The organism is Planktothrix sp., assembly GCF_046067725.1.
GTDB lineage: Bacteria > Cyanobacteriota > Cyanobacteriia > Cyanobacteriales > Microcoleaceae > Planktothrix.
On record NZ_JBJUDF010000359.1, the window covers coordinates 1 to 15,742 of the forward strand.

Here is a 15,742-nt window from a genome sequence, read left to right on the forward strand (position 1 = left end):
ATGAGGAGCAACCCCGCTATTAATCATCATGACATTTCGTTACTTTAAAAATTTTAATCAAAATCATATCTTAAAATACATCCTCAAGGTCAAGAGAAAAGCTATCATCAAGATAGCTCGTCCACCTTCATAGGTAGAGGAATCAAGGAGATGGGATGGGTTGAGTCTGGCATTAACGCAGGAGGAATCGTTGAATCGCTGTCGTGAATCAAAGACAGATGAATCATCCCGCAATCTCTTCCCCATTCAGAGCATTTGAGAACCGGAAGAGTTGTTGAAAATTGACACATCAGATCAGATAGCATCTCTCCAAACCCGAAGCAATCCTTGATCTGGGGATTGGATGTTGAATGAGCTTGCTTTTAGATGGGTGACAAGATGCAGATAAAAATGGCTTGACCTTGGAGCCAGAACCTTTAAATACATAGATCTTAATTCTAAGCTATGACGAACACATCCCAAAGACGCGCCCTGGTTGTTCAAAGTACCACTCCCTTTGGCAACAAATTAATTCAATCAGGCTATATTAATCCAGAGCAACTTCAGCAAGCCCTGAAAACCAGTCGTTCAGGTCAACCCCTAACTGAAGTTTTGGAATCCATGACGGGTCGCCCTCTACCTCCCGACTTGGCACGTCAGTATAAAAAACAACAGTTATTTGAACTGATCATCCTTCATGGGGTGGAAGCCTATGATCCTGAGATTGAACCGATGTCCAATGAAGAACTTGAGCAAATGCTTCATACACTGGACACCACCTTAGAAACCTGTAAACGTCATCGCTTCATTCCTTTACGCACCTTAGAAAGTGATCCGTCTTCAGTGTTAATTGCAATGGTTGACCCCGACAACCTGAATGCGTTGGAGGAGTTGAGAAACCAAATTCTTCGACCCAAGGCGTTAAAGTTACAAAGGCGGGTCATTACTCAGGAAGATTATGATCAAATTATTTCCACTTATAGTAATGAAGATGTTAAACGCAAAGCCGCCGAAGCCGCTCGCCGGGAACAAGAGAAATTAGAATTTACCGCCGGGGACTTTGAAGGCACAGAACTGGAAGAAGTCGGTGATGAATCCGGGGGGATGGATTTATCGGAGGAAATCGAACAGGCCGAAACTGCCCCAGTGATTAAAGCGGTGAACGTGATTTTAGCCAAAGCCCTTTCCGAAGGAGTATCAGATATTCACGTTGAACCCCAAGAACATGAAATGCGGATTCGGATGCGGAAAGATGGGGTGTTACAGGAATATTATACATTTCCCAAAAAGGTGATTCCTGCCATTACCTCCCGGTTTAAAATTCTAGCGGAAATGGATATTGCCGAACGTCGTCAAGCGCAAGATGGCCGGATTCGGAGGAAATTCCGAGGACGGACGGTAGACTTCCGAGTCAATAGTCTCCCCAGTCGTTATGGCGAAAAAATTGTATTACGGATTTTAGATAGTTCTTCAACCCAATTAGGGTTAGATAAATTAATTACCGATCAAGAAACTTTAGCATTAGTTCGGGAAACTGCGTCTCGTCCCTTTGGATTAATTCTGGTGACAGGGCCAACGGGTTCTGGGAAATCTACCTCTCTGTATTCAGTTTTAGCCGAAAGAAATGATCCTGGGATTAATATTAGTACGGCAGAAGATCCGATTGAATATGCGTTACCAGGAATCACCCAATGTCAGGTGATTCGGGAGAAAAACCTAACCTTTGCTAATATTTTACGAGCATTTTTACGACAAGACCCCGATGTTTTGTTAGTGGGAGAAACACGAGATTTAGAAACAGCAAAAACCGCGATTGAAGCGGCATTAACCGGACACTTAGTGTTAACCACATTACACACAAACGACGCAGCAGGTGCCATTGCCCGTTTAGATGAAATGGGGGTAGAACCCTTCATGGTGTCCGCCGCCTTATTAGGAATTCTCGCCCAACGGTTGATGCGTCGGGTTTGTGGGGAGTGTCGACTACCTTATACCCCTGCTCCCGAAGAATTAGGCCGTTATGGGTTGTCAGCGTCCCAAGAAGTCAATATTACCTTCTATAAAGCCAATACAATTCCCGTTGAACAACGCAAACATTTGTCTGAACAAGGGCAACTTTGTAAAAAATGTAGTGGACTTGGCTATAAAGGTCGGGTCGGGGTCTATGAATTCCTAAAAGTGACAGAACGAATGCAAACTCTGATTACCAAAGGCGCGCCTACCGAACAAATTAAGGAAGCCGCCGTTGAAGAAGGGATGAAAACCTTATTAGCTTATAGTTTGCAGCTAGTCCGTGAAGGTTACACCACCTTTGAAGAAGTAGAACGGGTAACATTTACCGACTCGGGTTTAGAAGCGGAACTTAAAGCCAAACGCAAACAAGGCTTAACCTGTAAGAGTTGCGTAGCAGAATTAAAACCAGAATGGTTAGACTGCCCTTATTGTATGACCCCACGATTTACCGATTAGGGTTGACGGTTTACTGTTGACGGTTAATCGCCAACAGCCCACCTGTTTTCTCAAAGCGTCCCTTTGGGAACACTGAACTGATAACTGATTACTGATTTGATAGGAGAAGCATTATGCCAGGATTAATGATTGAAGACGTTTTAGAGTCTTTAGTCGAACAGGGTGGTTCTGATATTCATATTCAAGCGGGTGCGCCTATCTTCTTCCGCATTAGTGGGAAACTCACATCTCAGCCTCAATTTGGAGAAACCCTATCAGCCGAAGAGGTGCAAGTTCTCATCTATCAAATGCTGAATAATATGCAGCGTAAGCAATTAGAGCAGGAGTGGGAATTAGATTGTGCTTATGGAGTACGGGGACTGGCTCGGTTCCGGGTGAATGTCTATCGGGAACGGGGATGTTGGGCAGCTTGTTTGCGGGCGTTAGCGTCGAAGATTCCCAACGCCGATAAATTAGGGGTTCCCCAAGTGATTCGGGATATGACCGAACGCCCCCGTGGGATGGTGTTGGTCACGGGTCAAACGGGTTCCGGTAAAACCACAACCATGGCAGCCTTGTTAGACTTAATTAACCGCACTCGCGCTGAACATATTCTCACGGTAGAAGACCCGATTGAATATGTGTTTCCCAATATTAAAAGTTTGTTCCACCAACGGCAAAAGGGAGAAGACACCAAGAGTTTTGGAAACGCTTTGAAAGCGGCTTTGCGGGAAGATCCCGATATTATTCTGGTGGGGGAAATGCGGGACTTAGAAACCATTGGTCTAGCGATTTCTGCGGCGGAAACGGGTCACTTAGTGTTTGGAACGCTGCACACGAACTCGGCAGCAGCGACGGTTGACCGGATGTTAGATGTATTCCCCCCGATTCAACAACCCCAAATCCGAGCACAGTTATCCGGTTCATTGGTAGGGGTGTGTAGTCAAAACTTAGTTCCTGCGATTCCGAGTGGTCGTCGGGCAGCAATTGAAATTATGGTTAATACTCCCGCTATGGCGAACTTGATTCGGGAAGGAAAAACTTCTCAAATTTACTCTCAAATTCAAATGGGGGCAAAATTGGGAATGCAAACCATGGAAATGGCCTTAGCCAGACTCTATACCGAGGGTCAAGTGACTTGGGAAGCGGCGATGGGTAAATCCTCTAAACCCGATGAATTAGAACGCTTAATTGGCCCGGCTCCGACCGCCGCAAAGGGGCAAAAAGCCAAAGCTTAATCAGTTATCAGTTATCAGTGTAAGAGTTAAGAGTTGATAGTTGAGAGTTGAATTGTCTGTGGGCGGGTTCTTTTATGTTTTTAGGAATTCACGAATTATGTTAATGAACTTGCCCCTAGCACTCAAGATTGAAGGCTAAAGACTAAAGACTAACAACTCAAACTCAAGGCTAAAAAACGGATCACTGATAACTGATCACTGATAATTGATTGGAGGTAGAAATCTATGGCAGGGACTGTGGTTCGGAGTCAAGCCCGAAACCGAGGGTTTGACTTCAAACGAATTGAAGAAACGATTAGTATTGCTCTGGCAAGTATTACTGTTAAAGACTTGGCAATTTTTGCCCGTCAGTTTGCGTCTATGTTTAACGCAGGAATTGCGATGGCGAGATGTTTGAGTGTATTAAGCGAGCAATGTAGTAATGCCAAGTTAAAAAATGCCTTAACTTCCATTCGGGCTGATGTGGAAGAGGGAACGGAACTTTCCGTTGCGATGAGGAAATTTCCTGATATTTTTGATCAGCTTTTTATTAGTATGGTGTCGGCTGGAGAAACCGGGGGGGTATTAGATGAAGTGTTAGAAAGGCTGGCGGTGATGATGGAAAAAAACCACAAAACCCAAGCTGAAATTAAGTCGGCTATGTCCTATCCCAAAACTGTGTTATTTATTGCTATTGCTATCTTTTTTGGGATGACAACCTTCTTGTTACCGACCTTTGCAAAGGTGTTTACAGAAATTGGGGCAGAACTGCCACTGTTTACGCAGATTATGCTCAATATTAGTGCTTTTTGTAGAACCTGGCCGCCGATTCCTCAAGCCATTGTGATTGGAACTTTAGTCGGACTATTTTTTGCTTATCAAACTTCTTATAAAACTCCAGCCGGACGAATGTTTTTTGATAAGCTATTTCTGAAGTTACCGATTTTTGGAAATTTGATTCAAATTTCTGCTGTGGCTCGGTTTTGTACCATTTTTGGGAGTTTAACTCGCTCTGGCGTTCCGATTATGAACTCTTTAGAAATTGTATCAGAAGTGGCTGGAAATGCTGCGATCGCTTTAGCGATTGATAATGCCAGAGATTCTATTCAACAAGGAGGTTTAATTAGTTTAGCCTTACAGGAAGGCAATGTATTTCCACCTCTTGCCATTCAAATGATTGCCATTGGAGAAGAATCTGGGGAATTAGATAAAATGTTAATGAAGGTGGGGGCGTTCTATGAAACAGAAGTAGAAGAAGCCGTAAAAGGGCTCACCAGTATGTTAGAACCTTTGATGATTGTGATGGTGGCTGGTATTGTCGGTTCAATTTTATTATCCATGTATCTACCCATGTTCAAAGTGTTTGAAAAAATGGGTTAAAACTTGCAAAGAGGACATGAGGAATAGAGATAGCAGACCTATTTAATTGGGGGTAGGGGACAATTTACGAATGGCTTCTACCATAATGCTTTTAGTCATGTAGGTGATTACAACCCATCGGGAATTGCTATATTCTCTATTCCTCGACTCATTTGAAATTATTTTTTATTAAGATTATGTCTATTCAAACATCCCATTATGAAGCGTTGTTAGCAGAATATAGTAATTCGGAAGCGGTCATTACTTTACTCAAGCAACATCGTCCTTATTTTGAAATGGTTCCGAGTATTCGTCGTTCTGATGATAGTTTGATTCCCATTCCATTACCCATTGTGCGTTTACGTCATGGGATTTCTTATTCAGGACAGCAGGGAATTAGTATTAAAGCTGGAGATGCGGTTTGTTTGCCTTGTGATATTGGAATTTTAATGTGTGATCCTGAATGGAAAGTTAAAATTGGGCCAGAAATTTTTATTTTTATTCATCGTCCCCAAGAAGAATTTTCAGATTTATTAACTCGGTGGCGCTTAACGCAAGTTTGGTTAGATCAAGAGTATGAATGGATTATGCCTCACCATTATAAACAGATTGATTCTCAAGAAGCCGATGATATTTGCCCTTTATTTGTTTTATTTCCCGAAACCTCAGAATCGATTAAACGAGGGTTAATGGGGGCTAATTTACCTTTTATTATTCACTCTTTAGACGAAATTATTGATCTTTCTGAATATCCAACTCTCGACGAAATTGAATTAGAAGAATATCAAGAATTTGGTGGAGAATGGGGATAACAAGTGACGAGTCGAAACTTATTGTTGAGATTGGATTGGGGGTATCGGATGTGACGCTTGATCGGTCAAGATGAGCACATTTTGATGAAAAATTAAGTTGGGGTCTGCCAATTTTAGAATCTCTTGCTATCATTAGCGAATTAAAGTCCTCAACATTGCAATCATTATGAACAAACTCAAACCCTTACTTTTGAGCCTCTTCGCTACAGCAACAATGAGTGCTGTGTTCTCTCCGGCGTCGGAAGCTAGTCCCTGTGCCTTTAGCAAATATAAGTCTAATGGGTTGTTGACGAATTCTAATTTTAATTCGGGTTCAGTGTGGACAAAAATTCTCCCGATTAAACCGGATTATGGCATGATTGCTGGATTCACTCTCTCAACCGTTGGATTATTGGGGCTGGGAAGCCTTTACTTGAAAAGCCACTCTCAAAAAGCTGAAGCTCCGACAGAAGCAACGTTTATGGAACATCCCGAAGCACCCGGAGGTGTATTAGATGTGAGTTCAAACCCGACTCTAACGGATGCAACCTCTGAAAAAGAAAACGTATTAATTTAGTTACCATTTAACAGTTTTATCACCCTAGACCTAAACCCGCAAAGCGCGGGTTTTAATTTGTGGGAAACTGAATATTGTGAATTATAACTGATAGAAATGAATATTATCCCTGCGATTGATTTATTAGGCGGACGTTGTGTGCGGTTATATCAAGGAGATTATAACCAAGCTCAAACGTTTAATGATGATCCGATTGCGGTTGCTCAAGATTGGGTAGAACAAGGTGCAACCCGGTTGCATTTAGTCGATTTAGATGGGGCAAAAACTGGACAACCGACTAATTATCATGTGATTGAAGCGATCGCCAATACCATTAATATTCCAGTGCAAGTGGGTGGGGGACTTCGCACCCGTGACAATGTAGCAACTTTATTCAATTTAGGTGTAGAACGGGCAATTTTAGGAACGGTTGCAGTTGAACAACCTCAATTAGTTGCAGAGTTGTGTGCAGAATTTCCGGGTCATATTGCGGTGGGAATTGATGCCAGAAATGGCAAAGTTGCGACCAAAGGATGGTTAGAAACCTCGGAAGTTTTAGCCACTGATTTAGCGGAACAAATGGCACAATTAGGGGTTGTGACGATTATTTATACCGATATTCATCGAGATGGAACTTTGATTGGGCCAAATCTTGACGCTTTACGAGAAATTGCCAATGTGGTTTCTATTCCCGTGATTGCTTCTGGGGGAGTTAGTTCAATTACGGATTTATTAAGTTTATTATCTTTGGAACCTTTAGGGGTAACTGATGTTATTGTTGGACGTGCTCTTTATACCGGAGATATTAATTTAAAAGAAGCGATTCAAGCCGTTGGTCAGGGACGATGGCAGGATGTTCCCTTAGATTTTGGCAACTCTACTTTTGCTTAATTTTTAGGTCAAAATCTTAGGAGAGAACGGGTTTATATCAGCAATGCTTTAACCCGTTCTTGTTTCCAGTGAGTCGTTAATAATGTTGCTATATATTGAGTTGCTTCAAGGGAATTTAAGGATTTTGAGAATCAAAAACCTTGTCCCCATTCACAATCTAAGTGTTAAACAAAGACTAAAAGATCTACTTGCTAAAACGTGAGGGTGATAATTGGGGGATAATGAAATCGGGCTGTCCTGTGATAAAATTTGCAAACCGTTGAGCTAAGGGGGGAATAAAAACTAAAGGATTACTAAACCCTGAAAAAATATGAATTTTATCAAAATCCGCAATAGAACCAATCAAGGGTAAACTATCGGAACTAAAAGCTACTAAACAATGATAGCAAGTTGCAGGCAAATTGGCTAATGGAGGTAGAATTTTAGCGATTTCCTGACGAATAAAGGTTTCACTTTCAAGGAGGTTCACTTGAGCATTAATATCACTAAAAGTACGGGACGGTTGACCGATTCTAATGCGACCATCTAACAACTGTGCCGCACTTCTATCAATAATAGATGGCGTTAACTCATGACCGGGTTTTTCCCATAAAGGTTCTAACTCGGGTTGAGTGGATTGAGCTTCAAGTTGAAAGCGCTCCATCGCGGCTGACATGACAATGGTTCTTAATTTTAAATCAACGGGAGGGGTTTCTAAAACTTCAGTATGAGTAAAATAAATGGGGAGTGAAATTCCGGCATTTTTTAATAACTGGCGAGTTAATCCCCCAGCACAAATGGCGACATTTTCAGCTTCATATTGATCTAAGTGAGTCGTCACTTGAACGGCTTGATTCTGAATTGGAGAAATCTGCAATACTTGATCAAAAATCTGGGTTCCACCTAAACGTTTAAACCCTTGAAGATAGCCGTTATTCAGATGTTCTGGGGAAACGTGACCATGACGAACTGTAAAAGCTCCACTAATTCCATGAGGATTTAATAAAGGTTCTAATTCACAAGCTTCTTGAATTGTAATCAACTCAGGAGGTGTCGCAAAAACTTGATATTGTTGGGCGATTAATTCCCGATCAGCATCAGGATTTAAAGTTAAAATTAAATCAAGTTCTCTAAATTGGGTATTGACGCTTAACTCATCAGATAGAATTTGATGACGTTGCTGACCTTCTTGACATAAAGTGCGAGTCAGTTCTGTTGTTCCTGACCAATAAGCTAAACCACCATAACTATAACGAGTTGCACCATCTAATATTGGATTGGGGTCTAATACAAGTACCTTCAATCCTTTTTTGACTAACTCATAACTGAGTGCAGAACCTGTAATTCCAGACCCAACTACAATCCAATCGTAAGCGTTCATGGAATCTCTGTGGTAGTAGTGAAATTGTAACCAGACTCATAATCTACTATACAATAAATTTGATAAAAATTATCAATTATTGGTTCATATTAGAATCTTTTAGATGCTGTTCTTGGGATGGGCTCCTGACCCCACTTAGGACTTAATAGCAGGAAGAAGCTTTGTATTCGTTCTCATAGAGTTCCTGTCCCTAGTCTAAAAATAGCCGTTGGGTCTGATCAGAAAAATAACTGAGATTGAAATTTCAAAGTAAAAGCGTTTATAATACACAGCAGCTTGAACAACCTTTTAGGGTAAAACTATGATTCATTATTGATTCATAATTTATCCAAAATCGTCCCAAACAATTATTGAACAATGGCTCAATCACAACCCTACCAACCTTTATTTTTAAGACTTTCCCACGCTTTAAATGCTGTTTTAATTTTAGGTGCTTTAGTCACTGGATTTCTAGTTTATGACAGTTATGATCGCCGTTTTGGTGGTTTAGGATTAACTCAAGAAAACCGCCAATTCATTGATATTCATGGAACCTTTGGGTTCTTTGTTTTGTTTGCGTATATTATTTTTGCGGTTTATAGTTTAATTGCAGGTAGAAAACGGCTAATTCAAAAAAATACCTTCCAAAGTTTAACAGAAATTAATAAACCGGTTTGGTGGTATAGTCTTCTCCGAATTAGCAATACTTTAGCGTTAATTGCAGCCGCATTCTCTGTGATTTCAGGAAAGTTTCAGCAAGAAAATTGGCTTCCCAATGGAGAATTCGATCACCTGTGGTATTATGTCCATTTAATCGCTTGGGTAATTATTTTATTTTCCATCTTGCTTCATGTTTTAATGGTGGCGAAAGTTGGTGGTATTCCCTTAATTATTTCAATGTTTAATCCGAAGTATAAACCCCAAGATCATCCTAAACTATGGTTAAAAAATGTCAGAGATTGGTTTTCTCAGTTATTTCAACAAAAAATGTAGATGATTTGACAACAATATAGAATTATGAGACTGAAAAAAACGATTTTTTCAAGAAACTTTATTGATCTTATAATATCGTAGAAATTTTAGCAACCTGAATCAAGTTTTAAGCCTTCAAAATTAGGATAATTTAGAGGATGAATGAATACAGAGAAAGGTTGATATAATATCGAATTTAATAATTTGAGTTCTACTGAAACTTGAGGTTGCTTGAGTTCAGGAATGGAACCTGTTACCTGTTCAATAGGAATTGCAAAAGCTAATTGAACCATTTTTTCTCGAAGTTCTGGACTGGGTAAAGAACCATCTTGATAAATATAAGGATCTCCCCACAGGGGATAGGCGTGCATTCCATTAACACCAATCACTTTACCTTGAGCATTTAATAATGGCCCCCCACTCATGCCTTTTTGAATCGGATTTGTATAACCAATTTGATACCCGTTCTGAATGACTTTTTCTGATAAGATAGAAATCCGACCTCTTGTTAAATGAAAGCCTAACTTGGGTAGAAATTCAGGGTCATTGAGTTGTAAAAATTTAGAAGAAAATGGCTTAGATAAAATAGAAGATTTAGCAGGGTTTTGTATTTGATGTTGAATCTCAATTGTATTGGGAGAATGTGATTGATCTAACCCAGGAAAACCGCCTCCAAATACCTTATATCCCGGTTGAATTTGGGGAGAGGGTTGTAGAGTTGCGATCGCATAAATTCGAGTTTCACTGGTAAACTGTAATACAGCTAAATCTTGTCCTGAAAACTTCCAATTATAAACAGGATAACCCGAATAAATCTGACCATCGGGGGTTTGAATTGCATAGGGTGGGTCACTGGGGGTTAAAATATGTTGATTGGTTAAAACCGTGTAAAGACTTCCCTGTTTTTGAATTAAAATTCCTGACCCCCAGGCGGAACCTGATAAAATTTTAACTGTAATCCTTTGAGCAATATTTTGAAGTTGTTTCGGTGTACAAACTTGACAAGATGTATCCCAACAATTCGATTTTAGAGAAAAAACTTTAGAACTAGAAGAACGAATCTCAAAAGAAGGAGAATTCAAAAAAGATCCCGAAAAAATCAGTATTGGTAACGTCATAAAATAACGACCAATACTGTTGATCAGTTGAAGTTTTTGATGAATTTTATGGGAATTAACCATTCTTTTCACTTCCAAGGGAAAACAACCGGTTTCTGTGTTTAATTTCAGGGTCAAAATTTGAGATTCTATTCAGAAACCCGGTTTTGATATCCAGTTAATCTAATCTCACCGCATCTGTCGCAGAAACGCTTTTTTGATCCTCAATATATTGATTCAGATCTAAATAAAATCGACCTTGACTTTCTTCTAAGGGGCCAGCACTAGCATTAGAGCGAATATCAAATAATTGTTGTAAGGTGCGCTGGGCATTTTGCTCTGGTTTTAACGTAAATAAAACACCTAAACATGACCCTTCTTGACGATTAGAAACACAGATCACAGGTTGTTGATTAACCCGTCCGGTTGTCACATAATTTAAAAGTCCTCTTTCATAAAATTGTTGAAATTTTGAAGACACTTGACGACAGCGAGTTTCAGGAACATAACCCGCATCATCAAAAATGCGAGAAACCCAACGAACTACCGGAAAAGTTCCTCTTGAATTTCTCACAAAAGTTGTGGGAATTCCATCAGAACTCACTCCACAATAAAACAATTGTCTAACGCCTTCAGCATATTGATAATTAGGCATTTCAACTCGGTTCCGTTCACAACGATTCCAATTGCCAAAATCACAGGAACTATTTTCCGGCAACTCCCGTCCGATACTGGCAGGAGCTAACGCAACCAACGAACTAAACACCAGCACACTCACTTGTAAACTTTTCAAGACAATAGAGTTTTTCATATTTTTTCCATCCCGTGAACTGATACAAGAATTTAGAAGATCTCCAGTCAGGAATATCAAGAAAATACTATTAAAACAAAGACCGATACAGGAAACAAAAAGGGTAAAGTCTTTCCTCTTTTATTCCCTGTTCTTTGTTTCCTCTGTTCAAAAAATATCCCTGACTTTATTGAAAATCATCAGTTGTTGTTGGATGTTTCCACTTCACCCCTAACCGTTTGAGATAATCCCAACCGCGTTGGGGCCAAACATGGCGACGGCCTGTTTTGTGGGCAATCCATTCTGCGACTTTCGGGCCAGACCAAGAGCCACCATCCGGTGCAGGCCCTTGCAACGCTTCCATAAGTTCTTGTTGCTGTCGTGCGGTGAGGAGGGATTTCGCCATTGGAGCTTGGCGCTCTCGGTTCCGGTTCTTGATCGAACTTGGCCCCTCGCGGTTGTAGCGCCGGATAATTTCCTTGGCGTAATCGTAATTTAACCCCACAACTTCAGCCGCTTGTTTAATCGTCCAACCTCCCCCAACCAGGTAAAGCACGTGCCATCGACGGGCCTCTGTCGTATCTCGTGTTTGACGATAACGAACTTTCAGGTCTTCCAGGGTCAGATGGGGTTCTAAATGGGCTTTAGGTGGCATTCCTCCGATAAGCATGACTGAAAGTTGGTTAATCTATCCGAACTTTTGAGGAGTTTCCGGATCGAAGAGAGAATTTTGAGCGCTAATTTACAGGCTAATTTACAGGCTAATTTACAGGCAAGATGCCTGTTCCACAGACCTCCCCTTCCTCTGGTAAACTCAGAGATGGGTATTTAAGAACATAAGGAATCATAGAGTATGGCATCCATCCGTAAGTTGCACCAACAACTGATCAACAAAGAACGCTCCGCCGTTGAGATTACCCAGGAAGCATTGGATCGGATTGCACAACTCGAACCCAAATTAAAGAGTTTTCTCTGTGTGACGGCAGATCGAGCCTTAGAACAGGCGCGTCAAGTGGATGCCAAAATTGCGGCTGGAGAAGAAATTGGGATGTTAGCGGGAATTCCCATCGCTATTAAAGACAATATGTGTACCGAGGGAATTCGCACCACCTGTGGCTCCAAAATTTTAGAGAATTTTATCCCCCCCTATGAATCGACGGTCACCCAGAAACTTGCGGCGGCGGGGGCTGTGATGGTGGGAAAAACCAACCTCGATGAGTTTGCCATGGGGAGTTCAACAGAAAACTCCGCTTATCAACTGACTGCTAATCCTTGGGACTTACAACGGGTTCCGGGGGGGTCTTCGGGAGGGTCAGCCGCGGCTGTTGCAGCCGAAGAAGCGGTGGTCTCCTTGGGTTCGGATACGGGGGGTTCAATTCGTCAACCTGCCTCCTTCTGTGGCGTTGTGGGGCTGAAACCGACCTATGGGCTCGTTTCTCGGTATGGGTTAGTTGCTTATGCGTCATCCTTGGATCAAATTGGCCCCTTTGGACGTTGTGTGGAAGATGTGGCGATTTTATTGCAAGCGATCGCAGGTCATGATCCGAAAGATGCCACCAGTTTAAACCTTCCGGTTCCCGATTATGTTTCACCCCTAAAGCCTTCTTTGAAGGCCAAAAGTGGAATTAAAATTGGGGTAATTAAAGAAACGTTTGGGGAAGGATTAGATCCGGTTGTTGAACAAACAGTTACAAAAGCCATTGGTGTTTTACAGGAATTAGGAGCAGAAATTCAGATTGTTTCTTGTCCTCGATTCCGCTATGGTTTACCGACTTATTATATTATTGCTCCTTCAGAAGCGTCAGCAAATTTAGCTCGTTATGATGGGGTGAAATATGGGTTCCGTCATCCTGATGCAGATAATTTAATTGAAATGTATCAGAAAACCAGGGCGCAAGGATTTGGGGCGGAAGTTAAACGCCGAATTATGGTGGGAACTTATGTTTTATCGGCGGGATATTATGACGCTTATTATTTGAAAGCGCAAAAGGTGAGAACGTTAATTAAGGAAGATTTTGATCGCGCGTTTAGTCAAGTGGAAGTGTTAGTGTGTCCGACTGCACCAACAACGGCGTTTAAAGCCGGTGAAAAAACGGCTGATCCGTTGAGTATGTATTTATCGGATTTAATGACTATTCCGGTGAATTTAGCAGGTTTACCTGGAATTAGTGTTCCTTGTGGGTTTGACGATCAAGGATTACCTATTGGGATGCAATTAATAGGCAAACCGTTAGGGGAATCTCGATTATTAGAAGTTGCCCATGCCTATGAAAAAGCAACCGCTTGGAATAGTTACAAACCCAAGGGAATTTAATTAAACTGAAGGTGGGTTCTGCCTACCTTCCTTTTAAATCATAATCGTAGGGTGTGTAACCGCAGCGCACCCACCACCCCACCCGATCTTAATTTTCACACTCCTATTGCTTCAAAATAATTGAACGCATCCACCCTAAAAAATGAACAGCTAATGATTGATCATTAACTGCCCATTTTGAATCGATTATTAATCGTGAGCATTAAAGCAGAATTATCTCGTTAATAGAATGTCATAAATAGCGAGTTGAACATCGAACTAAGCCGACAGTAGCTCCTCAGTGCTTGAGAAAATCTCCTCAATGTTTTCGATAATTTCAAAGACTCGATCCAGTTGGGTAATTTCAAAAATCAGTCGGGCTGTAGCAGATGGCTGACACATCACCAAACGGCATCCTTTGCTCCGAGCAAATTTAACGGCGGTCACAACGGCTCCTAAACCTGAACTATCCATAAAATCTACAGCCCCCAGATTCATCACCCAAATTTTGTAGGGTTCTAGGGGAATTTGAAGTAATTGTTCTTTCAGAACAGAACCTCCTTGAGAATCAAGACGAGTTTGCGGCTGAAGCCAAACATATCCATTGCATTCTTGCCATTCCATTATGATCACTCCTAACTTGTACAAGCTGTAGATCCTCACCCTTTCATCTAACAAAAGAATGATTTAGACCCAGGTTAAGACAGTTGAAATTCATCATGCTTAAAAACTAAGATGAAGCAATAATCATAATCTGACTATTTAGGATTTTTGGTCTGTCCCAAGAGGGATTTATTACAATTTTGGATGAAATCAACCTTAATCCATTTTAACTAAGTTCCTGTTAAAACTAAGAAACCCTATTGAGCCTAATTCAAGTACCTAGTGAATTACAGCGATTTTAGATTCTGTTTAGGAATCTTGAGGATGGGTCAAATTCAACCGATGAAGCCAAAGCTAAGAACTTGCAAATGTTCTTAGACTTGAGATGGAGTTCAGAGACAAGACCCGACCGAGGGCGTAAGCGGGCCGGAGTAATTGACCTGAGATTGACATAAATCTGAAAAATACGTCAAGATATTATATAGAAGTATAAAGCTTTGCAAAAAAATATAAAGGCAGCATTGAATGTCTTTTGAGTTTGTATCCTTAGAAACAATTCGAGAAATTGCTCATCAATACGGCTACTGGGCTGTGTTTATCGGAATAGCGTTGGAAAATGCGGGCATTCCGCTCCCTGGAGAAACAATTACCCTCGTGGGTGGATTTTTGGCCGGGAGTGGCGAATTGAAGTATTGGTTTGTTCTCGGTAGTGCCATTGCTGGGGCGATTTTAGGCGATAATTTTGGCTACTGGCTCGGAAAATGGGGCGGTTGGCCATTGCTATTGCGTCTGGGTCAGTTATTCCGTATTCGGGAAGAACAACTGCATCAGGTTAAAGAGCAATTCCGCCAAAATGCAGCCAGGGCTGTTTTCTTAGGTCGGTTTGTGGCTTTATTACGCATTTTTGCTGGCCCCTTAGCCGGAATTGCTCAAATGCCCTATTGGCAATTTTTCCTTTGTAATGCTGCGGGAGCAGCCGTTTGGGCATCAGTGATGGTGAGTTTATCTTATTTTGTCGGGAATATTATTTCCTTAGAAAAATTAGTAGCTTGGGTCGCCCAATTTGCAGTTCTCGCTTTAATTTTAGTGGTGGCTTGGTTAGTGATTCCCATTTGGTTGGAAACTCGCAAAGCCAAACATCTCTAATGATGGGTTAGCAGTAGGATGGGTGTTGGCTGTTGATGATTCACAAGACAGCACCTCCTGCTCTCCTTATATGAAATCCTGAAAAGAATGCTACAAAAGGCAATGGGGAATTACGAATTACGAATTACGAATTGGGAAGCGGCACTCTTGCAATGGGCAATTTTTACGGCTTCACGCACTCTCTAATTATCTGTAGAGACTAGCCATGCTTAGTCTCTACAGGGGACGGATGCGTAGCAAACATTTAAGGATTTCATATGA

14 protein-coding genes are annotated in these 15,742 nt (G+C 41.2%); 9 read left to right on the top strand and 5 right to left on the bottom strand.

The window, feature by feature from the left end:
- Window positions 1–444: 444 nt before the first annotated feature.
- The 6 genes from ACKPEB_RS22020 (at window position 445) to hisA (ending at window position 7,241) form a co-directional block, all read left to right on the top strand.
- Window positions 445–2,448: a GspE/PulE family protein gene (locus tag ACKPEB_RS22020; protein WP_408967161.1), complete on the top strand. Its 2,004-nt coding sequence runs from the start codon at window positions 445–447 to the stop codon at window positions 2,446–2,448.
- Between the two features lie 113 nt (window positions 2,449–2,561).
- A complete protein-coding gene (locus tag ACKPEB_RS22025) occupies window positions 2,562–3,665 on the top strand; it encodes a type IV pilus twitching motility protein PilT (RefSeq protein WP_408967162.1) in 1,104 nt (367 codons plus the stop codon).
- 225 nt (window positions 3,666–3,890) lie between these two features.
- The gene (locus ACKPEB_RS22030; protein ID WP_408967163.1) at window positions 3,891–5,024 is read left to right on the top strand and encodes a type II secretion system F family protein; all 1,134 of its coding nucleotides are present in this window, start codon (window positions 3,891–3,893) and stop codon (window positions 5,022–5,024) included.
- Window positions 5,025–5,200: 176 nt separating this feature from the next.
- The gene (locus tag ACKPEB_RS22035; protein ID WP_408967164.1) at window positions 5,201–5,815 is read left to right on the top strand and encodes a hypothetical protein; all 615 of its coding nucleotides are present in this window, start codon (window positions 5,201–5,203) and stop codon (window positions 5,813–5,815) included.
- A gap of 166 nt (window positions 5,816–5,981) precedes the next feature.
- Window positions 5,982–6,371: a hypothetical protein gene (locus ACKPEB_RS22040; RefSeq protein ID WP_408967165.1), complete on the top strand. Its 390-nt coding sequence runs from the start codon at window positions 5,982–5,984 to the stop codon at window positions 6,369–6,371.
- Window positions 6,372–6,467: 96 nt separating this feature from the next.
- Window positions 6,468–7,241 carry a 1-(5-phosphoribosyl)-5-[(5-phosphoribosylamino)methylideneamino]imidazole-4-carboxamide isomerase gene (gene hisA / locus ACKPEB_RS22045; RefSeq protein ID WP_408967166.1) on the top strand — a complete coding sequence of 258 codons (774 nt, stop codon included), beginning with the start codon at window positions 6,468–6,470 and terminating at the stop codon, window positions 7,239–7,241.
- Between the two features lie 184 nt (window positions 7,242–7,425).
- On the opposite strand, the gene ACKPEB_RS22050 is transcribed toward hisA, so the two are convergent.
- Window positions 7,426–8,601 (bottom strand): NAD(P)/FAD-dependent oxidoreductase, encoded by a 1,176-nt coding sequence (locus ACKPEB_RS22050; protein ID WP_408967167.1) that lies wholly within the window; start codon window positions 8,599–8,601, stop codon window positions 7,426–7,428.
- Between the two features lie 357 nt (window positions 8,602–8,958).
- Here ACKPEB_RS22050 and ACKPEB_RS22055 point away from each other — a divergent pair, with 357 nt between their 5' ends.
- A complete protein-coding gene (locus ACKPEB_RS22055; protein WP_408967168.1) occupies window positions 8,959–9,573 on the top strand; it encodes a cytochrome b/b6 domain-containing protein in 615 nt (204 codons plus the stop codon).
- A gap of 86 nt (window positions 9,574–9,659) precedes the next feature.
- On the opposite strand, the gene ACKPEB_RS22060 is transcribed toward ACKPEB_RS22055, so the two are convergent.
- The 3 genes from ACKPEB_RS22060 to ACKPEB_RS22070 all read right to left on the bottom strand — a co-directional run bounded on the left by ACKPEB_RS22060 (window position 9,660) and on the right by ACKPEB_RS22070 (window position 12,094).
- A complete protein-coding gene (locus ACKPEB_RS22060; RefSeq protein WP_408967169.1) occupies window positions 9,660–10,733 on the bottom strand; it encodes a serine protease in 1,074 nt (357 codons plus the stop codon).
- 94 nt (window positions 10,734–10,827) lie between these two features.
- Window positions 10,828–11,460, bottom strand: coding sequence for a COP23 domain-containing protein (locus tag ACKPEB_RS22065; protein ID WP_408967170.1), 633 nt, complete (start codon window positions 11,458–11,460; stop codon window positions 10,828–10,830).
- Between the two features lie 166 nt (window positions 11,461–11,626).
- A complete protein-coding gene (locus ACKPEB_RS22070; RefSeq protein ID WP_408967171.1) occupies window positions 11,627–12,094 on the bottom strand; it encodes a transposase in 468 nt (155 codons plus the stop codon).
- Window positions 12,095–12,292: 198 nt separating this feature from the next.
- Here ACKPEB_RS22070 and gatA point away from each other — a divergent pair, with 198 nt between their 5' ends.
- On the top strand, window positions 12,293–13,753 hold the full coding sequence (gene gatA / locus ACKPEB_RS22075) for an Asp-tRNA(Asn)/Glu-tRNA(Gln) amidotransferase subunit GatA (RefSeq protein WP_408967172.1): 1,461 nt from the start codon (window positions 12,293–12,295) through the stop codon (window positions 13,751–13,753).
- 258 nt (window positions 13,754–14,011) lie between these two features.
- On the opposite strand, the gene ACKPEB_RS22080 is transcribed toward gatA, so the two are convergent.
- Entirely contained in the window at window positions 14,012–14,356 is a 345-nt protein-coding gene (locus ACKPEB_RS22080) for an STAS domain-containing protein (RefSeq protein ID WP_408967173.1), read from the bottom strand.
- A 504-nt stretch (window positions 14,357–14,860) separates the two neighbouring features.
- Between ACKPEB_RS22080 and ACKPEB_RS22085 the strand changes: the two genes are divergently transcribed.
- A complete protein-coding gene (locus ACKPEB_RS22085; protein WP_408967174.1) occupies window positions 14,861–15,481 on the top strand; it encodes a DedA family protein in 621 nt (206 codons plus the stop codon).
- Window positions 15,482–15,742 lie beyond the last annotated feature (261 nt).

Coding starts and splice junctions, on each gene's coding strand:
- ACKPEB_RS22065 (WP_408967170.1), bottom strand. CDS start 11,460: ATGAAAAACTCTATTGTCTTGAAAAGTTTACAAGTGAGTGTGCTGGTG.
- ACKPEB_RS22050 (WP_408967167.1), bottom strand. CDS start 8,601: ATGAACGCTTACGATTGGATTGTAGTTGGGTCTGGAATTACAGGTTCT.
- ACKPEB_RS22070 (WP_408967171.1), bottom strand. CDS start 12,094: ATGCCACCTAAAGCCCATTTAGAACCCCATCTGACCCTGGAAGACCTG.
- ACKPEB_RS22055 (WP_408967168.1), top strand. CDS start 8,959: ATGGCTCAATCACAACCCTACCAACCTTTATTTTTAAGACTTTCCCAC.
- ACKPEB_RS22020 (WP_408967161.1), top strand. CDS start 445: ATGACGAACACATCCCAAAGACGCGCCCTGGTTGTTCAAAGTACCACT.
- hisA (WP_408967166.1), top strand. CDS start 6,468: ATGAATATTATCCCTGCGATTGATTTATTAGGCGGACGTTGTGTGCGG.
- ACKPEB_RS22060 (WP_408967169.1), bottom strand. CDS start 10,733: ATGGTTAATTCCCATAAAATTCATCAAAAACTTCAACTGATCAACAGT.
- ACKPEB_RS22030 (WP_408967163.1), top strand. CDS start 3,891: ATGGCAGGGACTGTGGTTCGGAGTCAAGCCCGAAACCGAGGGTTTGAC.
- ACKPEB_RS22040 (WP_408967165.1), top strand. CDS start 5,982: ATGAACAAACTCAAACCCTTACTTTTGAGCCTCTTCGCTACAGCAACA.
- gatA (WP_408967172.1), top strand. CDS start 12,293: ATGGCATCCATCCGTAAGTTGCACCAACAACTGATCAACAAAGAACGC.
- ACKPEB_RS22085 (WP_408967174.1), top strand. CDS start 14,861: ATGTCTTTTGAGTTTGTATCCTTAGAAACAATTCGAGAAATTGCTCAT.
- ACKPEB_RS22025 (WP_408967162.1), top strand. CDS start 2,562: ATGCCAGGATTAATGATTGAAGACGTTTTAGAGTCTTTAGTCGAACAG.
- ACKPEB_RS22080 (WP_408967173.1), bottom strand. CDS start 14,356: ATGGAATGGCAAGAATGCAATGGATATGTTTGGCTTCAGCCGCAAACT.
- ACKPEB_RS22035 (WP_408967164.1), top strand. CDS start 5,201: ATGTCTATTCAAACATCCCATTATGAAGCGTTGTTAGCAGAATATAGT.